The sequence below is a fragment of the Geobacillus sp. PK12 genome, from assembly GCF_004123125.1.
Taxonomy (GTDB): Bacteria; Bacillota; Bacilli; order Bacillales; family Anoxybacillaceae; genus Geobacillus; species Geobacillus zalihae.
Genome location: NZ_SDKL01000012.1, coordinates 15,626 through 27,997 on the forward strand (window position 1 = coordinate 15,626; position 12,372 = coordinate 27,997).

The following is a 12,372-nucleotide window of genomic DNA, read 5'->3' on the forward strand; positions in this document are numbered from 1 at the left end:
GGACTTTGTCGACAGAAAAACGAAACGAACAGCGTAAGAACGATGTTTGCACTGACGCGCCTGTTCTATAATCGATAAAGCGCCTTATATTTTTCTTCTAAATATTGAATAAGATAATCGGCTTTCAGCGTTTCGCCCGTCGCATCGCGCACAAGTTCGAGCGGCTTTTTCATTTTTCCAAACTGGTGGATATGAACGGTCAACCATTCACGGATCGGTGCGATGTTCCCCTCTTCAAGCAGCCCAGCTACATCCAACTCTTTTTCCATCGCTTGCTTGAATTGCGCCGCATACATATAGCCAAGCGCATACGATGGGAAATAGCCGAAGCTGCCGCCGGACCAATGGACGTCCTGCAACACGCCGACCGCATCGTTGTGCGGGCGGATGCCAAGGTATTGTTCATATTTCTCATTCCATACATCCGGCAAGTCGATTGCTTCCAGCTCCCCAGCAAACAGCTGCTTTTCGATTTCATAGCGGATGATAATATGGAGCGGATACGTCAGTTCGTCCGCTTCAATACGAATGAGCGACGGCTTCGCTTCATTGATCGCCCGGTAAAACGCATCAAGCGAAACGTCGGCGAACTGCGTGGGCGCGTATTGCAAAAGGCGCGGGTAATGCCGCTTCCAAAACGCATAGTGGCGTCCGATCATATTTTCAAAAAAGAGCGACTGCGATTCATGAATGCCCATCGACGCCCCGCTTGCAAGCGGAGTGCCGACAAGCGACTCGGAAATGTGTTGTTCATACAGCGCATGGCCGCATTCATGGATCGTGCCAAACACCGCGGTGCGGAAGTCGCGCTCGTCGTAGCGCGTCGTAATGCGCACATCGTTCGGGTTGAGCCCGATCGCAAATGGATGGACCGTCTCATCAAGCCTCCCCTTGCCAAAATCATAGCCGAGCTCTTTAAGCAACTCAAGCAGAAAAGCGCGCTGCTTTTCTTTTGGAAACGGCGCGAACAAAAAGGACACATCCGGCTTGTTGGACGCGGCGGAAATGGCGTGCACAAGCGGGACGATGCGTTCGCGCAGGCGGCTGAACAGTTCGTCAAGCAAATCGACGGTCATGCCCGGCTCGTATTGATCGAGCAGCGTATTATACGGGTGTCCTTCATACCCCCAATAACGGATAAAGCGGCGCTGAAACTCGATGATTTGCTCCAAATACGGGCGAAACCGGGCGAAATCAGCAGCCGCTTTCGCTTCTTCCCAAACGCTTTCCGCTTTGGAACAAAGCACGACAAACTCTTTGTATTCATCCGCTGGAATTTTTTTATTGCGCTCGTATTCTTTTTTGCATTCATCAAGCGTTTTCTTTGTCACATCATCGAGCTCTTCATAGACGGCTTTGGGCGACAGCTTGGCAATAAAGGCCGCCATCTCCTCGGATGTCGACATGCGAAACACTTCTTCTGACAGCATGCCGATCACTTCTGATCGCTGCTCGACCCCTTTTTTCGGGGCGCCAGTCCGCAAATCCCAATACATGAGGCCAATCGCTTCGCGGTAGCCCGTCATTTTTTTCACGTATTGCAAAAACTGCGCTTCGATTGGTTTCACTATACTCAGTCCCCCTATGTATTTCATGGCCGTATCATCATTTCCATAACAAGGTGCCATTTTCCTGCTTGCCAGCGAGAAAATGCTATTTTTGTGGAAAATGAAAAAGGGAAGAATATCATTCTTCCCTCACCGCTGTCGGCAACACGTCTTTGATCGCCGCAATGACCCGTTCATCTTCCCTGTCGGTGACGAAAATGGAAACGATGCCGCAGTCGTCGCGCGTGCGGATGAGCCGTCCGACTCCTTGGCGAAGGCGAAGAAGCATATACGGCACATCGACGTCCCAAAACGGGTTGCTATACGCTTTTCGCTTCGCCTGAAACACCGGATCATTCGGCGGATACGGCAGCGACCAAATCATGACGTTCGACAGCGACGGCCCCGGGATGTCCAGCCCCTCCCATAAATGTTCAGAACAAAGCACCGTCTCTTCCTCGCGCTGAAATTCAGCGACCAAATCGCTGATTTCGCGGTCGCCTTCAAACAAAAACGAAAATGGTTCGCCGGCTGCCGCCTCTTTAAACTGAAGAAGCTCCTCGCGCGTCGGGAACAAGATGAGCGCCCGGCCTCCGGTTTCGCGCAATTTTTCAAGCGCATATGCGTATTTTTTGGCAAACAGCGTCTCATCCGCGCGGAACGTCGGCATAAAAATCGTCATCTGTTCGTCGTAATCAAACGGCGACGGCACGCTGAACGATAAATAGTCATCAATGCCTAAGCTTTGCGCTATATATTGGAATGATTTTCCGTTTGATAGTGTTGCCGATGAAAAGACAAACGGCATGCGTTTCGCGAACACTTTTTCGCGCAACACTTCCTGAACGGTGCGCGGCATGACGACAAACGTCGCCTCTTGACGCGACGACTCAAGCCACGTAATGGCGTCGGCGTTTTTCAAAAACAAATCGAGTGAATACTGGATTTGATCCAAATATTCATCCACAATGTTCAGCTGGTAATGATCGATCGTATACGTCTCGCTTTCAAACACAAGCTCGTTGCCGATTTCGACCATTTGGCCGCGGAGCCGCTTCGCCCATTGTTCAAGACGCGGCGACGGCAAAATTTCTTTCCGGTTCGAACCCGGAACGTCTTTCGCGCACGCTTTCAGCTCATCAAAAAAGCGCGTGCTCGTCTCCAGCGTCTCCTCAATTAAATAGGCGAGCTCTTCACGGATGTCGTTTTCAAGAAGACGTGTCAGCAACGTCTCAAGCGTCGTCTCTTTCATTCGATATGTCAACGCCTTTTGCGCAGCGAACTCCAATAAATGCCCTTCGTCAAACACGACACAGCTCGCTTCCGGCAACAGCGGCAGCTGTCCTTCCCGCTTGCGCGCTTCATACGTCCAAACATGTTCCATATAAAAATCGTGCGAGCAGACGATCAAATCCGCCGCCTTCCGGTAATAGTCGCGCCAAAGCGTCTGTCCGCAGCGATGCCGCTTTTCGCACGTGAAACAGTCTTGAAACGGATCCCAGGCGATTTTTTTCCACTGTTCATCAGTCAGGTGGGCGTATTCTTTTCGGTCGCCGTAGCGGTAGAACGACTGCAACGGTTTGTTGTCATGGACGAAGGCCGGAAGTTCATCGTAAATTTGCTCATACAGCTCGATGTCGTCATCGTCATACGTCGTCACTTCTTCCAGTTTATTCAAACATAAATATTGATCCGGCGATTTCGCCAGCCGGACGTCGATTTCCAGCCCGAGCACGTTGGATAGCTTCGCAATATCGCCTTCCTTTTTGACGAGCTGCTCAATGAGCGTCTCATCGGCGCAGGCGATAATGGCCGGCTTGCCTGTATAACGGGCGTAACAAATCGCATACAACAAATACACGATCGTTTTCCCTGTGCCAACTCCCGCTTCGGCGAAGATCACCTTTTTTTCTCGAAACGCCCGCTCGAGCTGAAACGCCATATAAATTTGCTCGTCGCGCAGCTCAAAGCCGGCTTCCGGCAAAATGTCATAAAAAACATCGCCGATCCACTGGCTCAACTTATCAAAAAAGTTTTCATTTTTTTCTACAACAAACGGATAACGCTCATGGCCCATCGTCGCCACCCCTCCAATTGGCATAAACTCCCCCGGCATATCATGCATAAGCGCGCAACAAGTTTGTTGCGCGCCCGATCCCTAGTAACAAAACAATATTATGATCGATGGCCGCCGAGAAGTCAACTTCGAGCTTCGCGCGGCGGCCGCGGCCCCCAGTACTGGTAGTAATGCGTTTCAATAAAGCCGTTAAACAGTTTGCGCCGCTTCGTCGCCGGGCGGCCGTAATGCGTTTCAAAACCGCGGTGGGCGGTTAAAATGTACACCGACCACGTATCCAAGGCGGCGAAGGCGCGGCCGATGGCGCGATAGAGCGCTTCGACCTCCCGTTGTTCGCCAAGCCGTTCGCCGTATGGCGGGTTGCCGACGATCACCCCGTATTGTGCATCGGTCCGAAACTGCTCGGCGCGGCCCTCCCGAAAAGAAATGAGATCGGAAAGCCCCGCTTCGGCTGCATTCATCTTGGCGATCTCGACCATGTGCGGGTCAAGGTCAATCCCGCAAATATCAAGCGGTTGGTCGTAACGCGCCATCTGTTCCGCCTCTTGGCGCGCCTCTTCCCATACCGATTCCCCGATCCACGGCCATTGCTCTGAGACGAAATCCCGGTTAAACCCTGGGGCGATGTTTTGGCCGATCAGCGCCGCCTCAATGGCAATCGTGCCCGACCCACAAAACGGATCGACAAACGGGCGCTCGGGCGTCCAATTGGTGAGCAACACTAAGGCGGCCGCGAGCGTCTCTCTTAGCGGCGCCTCCCCTTGGCGAGCACGGTAGCCGCGTTTATGCAGCCCGGCGCCGCTTGTATCGATCGTCAACGTAGCGATATCTTTGTGAAGCGCCACCTCGATCCGATACAACGGCCCGGTTTCCGGGAACCACGACAAATGATAGCGCGCTTTTAAGCTTTCGACGACTGCCTTTTTCACAATGGCTTGGCAGTCGGAAACGCTGAACAGCGTTGATTTGACCGACTTCCCGATCACCGGAAACTCGGCATCTTTCGGCAAGTAATCGGCCCATGGCAACGCCTTCGTTTGTTCAAACAACTCCTCAAACGTCGTCGCTCGAAACTCACCGACTTTCAGCTTCACGCGGTCAGCAGTGCGCAGCCAAAGGTTGGCCCGGCAAATGGCGAGCGCATCGCCTTCAAACGTCACTTTGCCGTTCTCCACTTGGCACTCATAGCCAAGCCGGCGCACTTCTTCCGCGACGACTGATTCGAGCCCCATCGCGGCCGTGGCAATCAGCGAAAACGAAGTCATCCTGTTCCCCCTATCTGATAGGTGTATGTATCCTCATTCATGGCCTATACTTCCATTATAGTCATATGGAAGGAAAACACACAAAAGAGAAAGCCCTCCTTCCTGCAGGAGGGCTTTCCCACGATTCCAATCACCGCGTTAATCATGTTCTGTAAGCCATGTTCTGTACCTTCGTACTGCAAGCGGCTTTCGCCTCGTACTCCGGCGGTAATCATCTATCTACAGGCAGCGTACGCCGCCTGTCCTTCCCTCCGTTCATTTCCTTCGGGAAGGTGCCCCTACCATCATTTGGGTTTCTCGCTCGTGGGGTTTACCGCGTTCCACCTCTAAGGTTTCCCTTAGAGCTGCGTCACTGTGGCACTTTCAGGGTAATCGAACCATATCCGCATGCGGACGTAGGTTCTTTCCCCGCCGTCAGCCCAGCCGAAGCCAGACTGCCCTAGCTTATGGATTCGCTAGGCACGAACACTACGGGCATCTCAGCACCGTGCGAGCATGGACTTTCCTCTACGGCCGAAACCGGCCGCAGCGATTACCCGAACATGATTAACGCTGCGAGCATCTTACAGTATAGCTGATCTTGGTGTGAGAATCAAGAAGAAAAAATTAGAAATCCCTGCATCAACTTCGCCCTGCCGGCTGGTTATTCATACAGTTTCCGGCCAAACACATGCTTTTCTAAGTTGGAAAGGCGCTGCAAAATGTCGTAGTTCGTCGTTCCCGCCGACATCGCCGGCCGTTTTTGAAGCTCCTCGACTTGCCGCTTCAGCCGGGCGTTTTCCTGGCGCAGCTCGTCAATTTCTTGCTGAAATGCTTCATAATCTTTAATAATGAGATCCAAAAATTGATCCACTTCGTCTTGGTTGTACCCCCGTATGCTTACCTTAAATTCCTTTTCTAAAATGTCTTTCGGCGTCAGTTTCACTTGATGGGCTGACATGGCTTTTCACCTCAATCCGCATTCAACGATCATCTTCTCTTTATTTTTTCAGAAATTCAGCCGGTTGTCAATTGACGGATGGCTTGCCGCATCGATCGGGAAGCCGCATGGCGCCCACGCAGACTTCCCGGCGGCGCCGAAACGCCGTCCTCCCGCCCAAACGCCGCCGGCTGCCGGCGTTTTCCATCCGTAAAAAAACAGAAGCCGACAAAGCGGCTTCTGTTTTTGGCCCTTACTATCGCAACGGAAACGGCGGAAATGGCATCGGTCCCGGACCCGGGCAGTACAGATGGCGATTGGCAGCCTGAGCCACCGCCGATTCCGTATGCGGGAAATAATGTTGATGTTCATACAGGTGATGATAAACATGCGTCGTATGCGATGGATGGATATGCGGCACAATCGTTGCTTCGAAATGATGCAAAACGTTGCAACGAGGCGGATGAACGATCGGCGCCGTTACATTCGGCAGGCAATGCATCATATTCCTCTCCTTTCATCAATTTAGGCTGTTGCTTGACAATACTAGCCTATGATGAACGGAGTGGACTCGTACTAGTATAAACACCCATTTTGAAGAGCCATTCGCGCCAACAATCTACCGGCTCTCTCGCCCCCGGTGCTTCGGACGTTTTGGCATCGTCATTCGTCTTTTTGAATCCGTTATGCGGCGCCGGCCTCTCTGACGTTCATTAATAGATATAATTGAACACGACAAACGTCAAACCGACGACAATAAAAAAGAGATACAAAATTTTTTTGTACATGCTCCGCATCGTCTTCTTCTCCCTGCCATCGTTTTCGTTCATTCCGATGCCATTGTACACGTTTTTTCTTTTTTCTACAAGATTCACAACAAAAAGACGAAACATTTTCGTTTTCTGTCATATTTTGCGCTTGCCAGGGAAATGGACGAGTTCTCACCCGTTTTTCTTGCGTTCAAGCCGCGCGAGCCGCCTGCGCCATTCCGCTTCTTCTTTCTCGCTATGTTGTCGGCTCATCCTAGCGAGCGACCGCCACGCTTCATATGCCATAACGGCATAACGGTGCGCTTCGGCCGCATCCCGGAAATAATGTTCATACACCTTCGCCAGTTCAAGCCCGGCCTTCGCCTTCCAATAGCCATTTCCGTGGATCAACAAGTCGCGCCAAAGGAGAGCAGCCTCTTCATATCGTTTTTCTTTTCGGTATAAAAGCGAAAGCTGCCATTTCGCCGCCTGCGCTTCCTTCGCCCCTTTGCCGCTCGCCTCCTCGTACACCCCCCTTGCAGCCGCTGTTTCCCCGACCGCTTCGAACCAACGGGCGGCGGCCAACTGCTCCTTGGGGTCAGCGAGCCGGTCCGCTTCAAGCAGCTGAACGGATAGGTGAATGTAGAGAGCAATGAGCGACAACACGTCGCGCTCGTTATGGCGCAATACTGGCATGAGCCGGTCTGGATGGGGCGTTTGCAAAAACTCCTTGTACATCATCGGCGCCAAAAAGCCCGGCACATCATCGCCCCGCTCGACATGGAGAATGTGCCGCTCCACTTCCGAAAGGCGCAGCGAATCCAATTTGTCTTTCCATAAGCGGCGGGCGGCGTGATACAAATCAAAATGACCGAACGCTGGCAATTTTGGCACCATGTTGCGGACAAGCGCATGGCGCGTTTTCAGGCGCGGCCAGTCGAACGCTTTTCCATTATAGGTAACAAGCGTCGTATAATCGACGTCAGACAAAAAACTTTGATAGAGCGCCACTTCCGCCCCTGGGTATGGCAGAAGATGCTGGCGGATGGTGACGAAATCGCCAAGAATGCGGGCGTGGCCAAGCAAGAACATGATGTTTCCCGCCCCGCTTGAAAGTCCCATCGTCTCCGTGTCAAAAAAGAATAAGTCGCGAACGGCAAAGCCGCGGCAGGAGAGCGGATGGGAAAACGGCGCTTCCTGCCATCTTTCGTGCACTTCATACAGCGCTCCGAGCCGATAGCGGCCGTGCTGATAGTCAAGCGGATACACCGTTTCCCGAATGAGGCAGTAATCGCCGGCAAACCAATACGGCTTGGCGCCGTACTCCCGCCAAACGTCGGCATACGGCACGTCCGTCACAGGTCGTCCGTCCGGTTTCTCTTCTTCTTTTTCTTCATCGTTCTCCTTTTTATGCCGGGCGGCAAGCAATTCTTTCCATTGCGCCAACTTCGGCTTCATCCGTTCACCCCCTCCTTGCTTGACGTCGGCTTGCTTCTATAAGTTGATTCTCCCACACTCGGCAAAAACACGCATGACGACGCTTAAACGGACGGACCGGCCCAAACGGCAAGTTGTTCGTCCAAAAACTGGACAAGTTCGCGCTTCAACGACGGTCCGTCAGCGCTTGAAATGCCGATGCACGATGGGCAGCCGTCCGCACACGGGCAGCGTTCGACCCATTCTTTCACATGTTTCATGATCTCTTCATACCGTTCAAACACCGCCTCCGACAGGCCGACTCCGCCTGGATAGCGATCATAAAGGAAAATCGTCGGCCGTCCGGAATGCGGCGCCTTAAGCTGCGGCACGACGTGAAGATCGGAGCGGTCGCACATGACAAACACCGGCACGAGATGACCAAGCACATTGGCGATGCCGACAAGGAGTTGTTCAAACAGCGCCGGGGAAAACCGTGACGGCACCGCCTCCCACTCGATCCACGCCGCCGACGTATGAAGCGTTTCCTCCGGAAGGCGGATCGGCCCTGATCCGATGTTTTCAAACGTCGACAGCTTCAGCTTTTTAAAAATCGTCGCCATCGCTCGGACCGATACATCACCGTAACGCACCGCCATTTGTCCGCGCGTTTCGCTCCGGTCTTCCGACAGCACATCAAGCCGGACAGCCAAATTGGCGTCCGTAAAATATTCAACATCGACTTGGCGGACGTACGCCTTTTTCTCCTCCCAGTCGAGCTTTTCAACTTGGTATTGTGCTCCTTCGTGCAAATAAATCGCTTCATCATGAAGCAGCGTCATCGCGCTGAAGCGGTCCATTTCGCCGATGACGCGATGGCGGGCGGTGTCGGAAATATCGATGATGACGACGTTTTCCTGAGCCGCGGAGCGCAAACTGATATCATGCGCGGGAAACGCGTCACTCATCCAGTGCCAGCGCCCAGCGCGTTCGTTTAGCACCCCTTGCTCGGCCAAAAAGTCGAGCACCTCTTCGACCTCGACGCCGCCGAACGTCTCGCCGCGCCGGAACGGAAGCTCATAGGCGGCGCATTTGATATGATCGACCAAAATGAGCAGATTGTCCGGGTTGATGCGCGCCGCCTCCGGCGAGCGGGCGAAAAAGTATTCTGGATGGGAGATGATGTACTGATCGAGGGGGCTTGCGCTTGCGATCATCACAACGAGCGAATCGCCCTGGCGCCGGCCGGCGCGCCCGGCTTGCTGCCACGTGCTGGCGATCGTTCCCGGATACCCTGTTAAGATGCACGCTTGCAATTGGCCGATATCAACACCGAGCTCGAGCGCATTCGTGCTCACCACACCGATAATCTCCCCGCTGCGCAACCCTTTTTCAATGGCGCGCCGCTCGTTCGGCAAGTAGCCGCCGCGGTAGCCGCGGATCGTCGTATCGCCGATTCGTTCGTTCACCACCGCCTGCAAATGGCTTAAAATCAACTCGACACGGACGCGGCTGCGGGCGAAAACGATCGTCGGAATGCGGTTGACAAGCAGCTGTCTTGCGAGCTCAACGGCCGTTTTTGTCGCGCTTTGGCGGATGTTCATCGTCCGCTCGACAACCGGCGGATTGTAAAACACGAAATATTTCCGCCCGCGCGGCGCCCCATTGTTGTCAATAAGCGTCACCGGTTCGCCGATCAGCCGCTCCGCCAACTCTTTCGGATTGGCGATCGTCGCCGACGTGCAAATAAACGTTGGTCGACTCCCGTAAAAGGCGCAAATGCGCTTTAAGCGGCGGATGACGTTCGCCACATGGCTGCCGAATACGCCGCGGTATGTATGCAGTTCATCGATGACGACGTAGCGCAGCTGTTCAAAAAGAGAAATCCATTTCGTATGGTGCGGCAAAATGGCCGTATGGAGCATATCTGGGTTGGTGATGACAATATGGCCCGCTTGACGGATTTTTTGCCGCAGCGCCGGCGCCGTGTCGCCGTCGTATGTATGGCTGTAAATCGACACCCCCATCTCGGCGATGATCTCGTTTAGTTCATTTCTTTGATCTTGAGCGAGCGCCTTCGTTGGAAAGATATACAGGGCGCGGCTCGATGGCTCTTTGGCAATGGCATCGAGCACCGGCAAATTGTAGCAAAGCGTTTTCCCTGAAGCGGTCGGCGTCACGGCGACAATGTTCCGCCCGCTTTGGACCGCGTCATAAGCGGCCGCCTGGTGCGTATACAACGAAGCGATGCCGCGCGCTTTGAGCGCCGCGCCAAGCCGCGGATCGAGTTCGTCTGGAAACGGAACGAAATTCGCTTCTTTCGGTTCGATTTCATGCCAATACACGACATTCGGATCTTGGCGAAGCTGTTCGATCCATTCCGAAAGCGTCTGTTTTCTCACGTCGCATATCACCTCGTTTCTATTTTACATGCATTCCGTTTGTTTGCACTACAAAAAACGCCCACCCAGAGGCAGTCCTGTCTCGTTTCAAACTGGCAGACAACCGATATATCGGAGCCGGCCGAACGACAGAACGTTCGATTGTATCTGAACAGTTTTGGAAAAAGGATGCCTTCCTCTCATCTTCCCCGCCAAGGCGGCATCCACATGGGTCATTCTTCTTGGCACAAAAAAACGTCCAGCCGCTACAGCTGGACGGAATGGGCTCCACGATAGCCGAGCCTTGCCGACAGTTCTTTGCCGATCTGCCGCATGCGCACAGTGAGCGATGTGATGCGGTCGTCCGTCATGCGGATCGTCGGGCCGGAAACGCTGATCGCCGCGACGACGCCGCCAGTATAGTCAAAAATCGGAACGGCAACACATCGGATACCGTACTCGTTTTCTTCCAAGTCAAGCGCATACCCGTTTTGCCGGACGGTCTCAAGTTCGCGGAAAAATGCCTCGCGGTCGGTGATTGTCCAATCGGTATGCTTCGGCAGTCCTTTCCGATCGATGATCTCTGCAGCCACCGCGGGCGGCAAATGGGCTAAAATGGCCTTGCCGACCGCCGTGCAATGCATCGGAGCCCGCTTGCCGACTTTGGAGTGCATGCGCAGCGTCTCCGTTCCTTCCAATTTTTCAATATAAATGACTTCCCCTTGATCATAGACGACGAGGTGGATGACCTCGTTCGTTTCTTTTTCGAGCACGCGCAAATATGGCTTCGCCTCTTGGCGCAAATCGATCGAATCAAGCAGCCTTGAGCTGAGCTCTAAAAACTTGTAGCCGAGCTTATACCGCTCCGTTTCCGGATGTTGTTCGATATAGCCGTATTGGGCAAGCGTCGTTAAAATGCGGTACACCGAACTTTTGTTGATGTCCATTTGTTTCGCGATTTCCGTCACGCCCAGCCCGTCCTTTTTCGTGCTGACGATTTCGATAATTTGCAGCGCCCGGCGGACCGATTTGACCGTGTTTTCTCGTTCCATCGCATTCACCTCGATTTGTTCTCTCCGCTCGCCATTATACACGAACAGCCGGGCTTTTGCAGGCGGGAGAGCAGCGCAGGCGCGCGTGGCAGCGAGCGCCGCCTTAACGGACGGAACGTATTCACCGTCAGGACGCGCCTGATGCCTTGTTTGGCCCAGAGATGCCGCAGGTTCGTTATGAACGTCGGATGGAAACGGCTGGCGCTTTGGCGGCGACGAACGTATTGCGGAGCGTGCCGATGCCGTCCACATCGCATTCAATGACCGTCCCCGGGCCGACAAGCTCGGCGCCGACCGGGCTTCCCGTCAAAATGACGTCGCCCGGTTGCAGCGTCATGACATGAGACAAATACGAAATCATTTTGCTGATGGAAATGATCATCAGCTTGGTCGAGCTGTTCTGCTTTTCTTCACCATTGACCCGCGCTTTCACCGATACAGCCCGAGGATCGAGCTCTGTTTCAATGACCGGGCCGAGCGGTGTAAACGTATCGAACGATTTTCCGATCGTCCAATGGCCGTCCGGGTGGAAAAACTGCGGCGCGGTGACATCGTTGGCGACCGTATAGCCGAAAATATACGACCACACGTCTTCTTCGCTCACCTGTTTTGCCTCTTTGCCGATCACAACCGCCAGCTCGGATTCAAATTTCACTTCACCAACCCCGCTCGGAATGACCACCTCCGCTTCCGGCCCGACGACCGACGAGGATGGTTTAAAGAAAAAGACAGGAATATCTGGCAGTTCCACCGGCAGCTGTTCACTGGAGGCCACATAGTTGGCGCCAATGCCGATCACATGGCGCGGCGCAAGCGGCGCCACGAGCGAAACGCGATCATAGCGAAATACGTTTCCCGTATAATCCCAAGCGGTGAACATATTTCCTTCGATTTCGCGGATCACTTCACCGTTCACCACACCGGCGCGAATCGCGCCATCAGCGAAAAAACGGGCAAATTTCATCG

At 53.7% G+C, this 12,372-nt stretch carries 10 protein-coding genes and 1 other RNA gene; 1 reads left to right on the top strand and 10 read right to left on the bottom strand.

What is annotated here, in order from left to right; genetic code table 11:
- Positions 1-65: 65 nt before the first annotated feature.
- The 5 genes from ETR37_RS05660 to gpsB form a co-directional block, all read right to left on the bottom strand.
- Positions 66-1,568, bottom strand: a complete 1,503-nt coding sequence (locus ETR37_RS05660; protein ID WP_015374721.1) for a carboxypeptidase M32 — start codon at positions 1,566-1,568, stop codon at positions 66-68.
- Between the two features lie 118 nt (positions 1,569-1,686).
- Positions 1,687-3,624: an ATP-dependent DNA helicase gene (locus ETR37_RS05665; protein WP_060787816.1), complete on the bottom strand. Its 1,938-nt coding sequence runs from the start codon at positions 3,622-3,624 to the stop codon at positions 1,687-1,689.
- A 122-nt stretch (positions 3,625-3,746) separates the two neighbouring features.
- Positions 3,747-4,889: a THUMP domain-containing class I SAM-dependent RNA methyltransferase gene (locus ETR37_RS05670; protein ID WP_014195686.1), complete on the bottom strand. Its 1,143-nt coding sequence runs from the start codon at positions 4,887-4,889 to the stop codon at positions 3,747-3,749.
- 147 nt (positions 4,890-5,036) lie between these two features.
- An RNA gene (gene rnpB / locus ETR37_RS05675) (RNase P RNA component class B) lies at positions 5,037-5,433 on the bottom strand.
- A gap of 99 nt (positions 5,434-5,532) precedes the next feature.
- The gene (gene gpsB / locus ETR37_RS05680) at positions 5,533-5,829 is read right to left on the bottom strand and encodes a cell division regulator GpsB (protein WP_011231037.1); all 297 of its coding nucleotides are present in this window, start codon (positions 5,827-5,829) and stop codon (positions 5,533-5,535) included.
- On the opposite strand from gpsB, the gene ETR37_RS05685 reads away from it, so the two are divergent.
- The gene (locus tag ETR37_RS05685) at positions 5,828-6,022 is read left to right on the top strand and encodes a hypothetical protein (RefSeq protein ID WP_014195685.1); all 195 of its coding nucleotides are present in this window, start codon (positions 5,828-5,830) and stop codon (positions 6,020-6,022) included. The genes gpsB and ETR37_RS05685 overlap by 2 nt on opposite strands.
- Positions 6,023-6,064: 42 nt before the next feature.
- On the opposite strand, the gene ETR37_RS05690 is transcribed toward ETR37_RS05685, so the two are convergent.
- The 5 genes from ETR37_RS05690 to ETR37_RS05715 all read right to left on the bottom strand — a co-directional run bounded on the left by ETR37_RS05690 (position 6,065) and on the right by ETR37_RS05715 (position 12,370).
- Positions 6,065-6,310: a CotD family spore coat protein gene (locus ETR37_RS05690; RefSeq protein ID WP_025950050.1), complete on the bottom strand. Its 246-nt coding sequence runs from the start codon at positions 6,308-6,310 to the stop codon at positions 6,065-6,067.
- A 439-nt stretch (positions 6,311-6,749) separates the two neighbouring features.
- Positions 6,750-8,015, bottom strand: a complete 1,266-nt coding sequence (locus ETR37_RS05700) for a ribonuclease H-like domain-containing protein (RefSeq protein ID WP_015374718.1) — start codon at positions 8,013-8,015, stop codon at positions 6,750-6,752.
- 83 nt (positions 8,016-8,098) lie between these two features.
- Positions 8,099-10,375 carry a DEAD/DEAH box helicase gene (locus ETR37_RS05705; RefSeq protein WP_015374717.1) on the bottom strand — a complete coding sequence of 759 codons (2,277 nt, stop codon included), beginning with the start codon at positions 10,373-10,375 and terminating at the stop codon, positions 8,099-8,101.
- A 245-nt stretch (positions 10,376-10,620) separates the two neighbouring features.
- Positions 10,621-11,406 (bottom strand): IclR family transcriptional regulator, encoded by a 786-nt coding sequence (locus ETR37_RS05710; protein ID WP_033025320.1) that lies wholly within the window; start codon positions 11,404-11,406, stop codon positions 10,621-10,623.
- 175 nt (positions 11,407-11,581) lie between these two features.
- On the bottom strand, positions 11,582-12,370 hold the full coding sequence (locus ETR37_RS05715) for a fumarylacetoacetate hydrolase family protein (RefSeq protein WP_015374715.1): 789 nt from the start codon (positions 12,368-12,370) through the stop codon (positions 11,582-11,584).
- Positions 12,371-12,372 lie beyond the last annotated feature (2 nt).

Coding starts and splice junctions, on each gene's coding strand:
- ETR37_RS05690 (WP_025950050.1), bottom strand. CDS start 6,310: ATGCATTGCCTGCCGAATGTAACGGCGCCGATCGTTCATCCGCCTCGT.
- ETR37_RS05700 (WP_015374718.1), bottom strand. CDS start 8,015: ATGAAGCCGAAGTTGGCGCAATGGAAAGAATTGCTTGCCGCCCGGCAT.
- ETR37_RS05715 (WP_015374715.1), bottom strand. CDS start 12,370: ATGAAATTTGCCCGTTTTTTCGCTGATGGCGCGATTCGCGCCGGTGTG.
- ETR37_RS05670 (WP_014195686.1), bottom strand. CDS start 4,889: ATGACTTCGTTTTCGCTGATTGCCACGGCCGCGATGGGGCTCGAATCA.
- ETR37_RS05710 (WP_033025320.1), bottom strand. CDS start 11,406: ATGGAACGAGAAAACACGGTCAAATCGGTCCGCCGGGCGCTGCAAATT.
- ETR37_RS05685 (WP_014195685.1), top strand. CDS start 5,828: ATGGCTTTTCACCTCAATCCGCATTCAACGATCATCTTCTCTTTATTT.
- gpsB (WP_011231037.1), bottom strand. CDS start 5,829: ATGTCAGCCCATCAAGTGAAACTGACGCCGAAAGACATTTTAGAAAAG.
- ETR37_RS05665 (WP_060787816.1), bottom strand. CDS start 3,624: ATGGGCCATGAGCGTTATCCGTTTGTTGTAGAAAAAAATGAAAACTTT.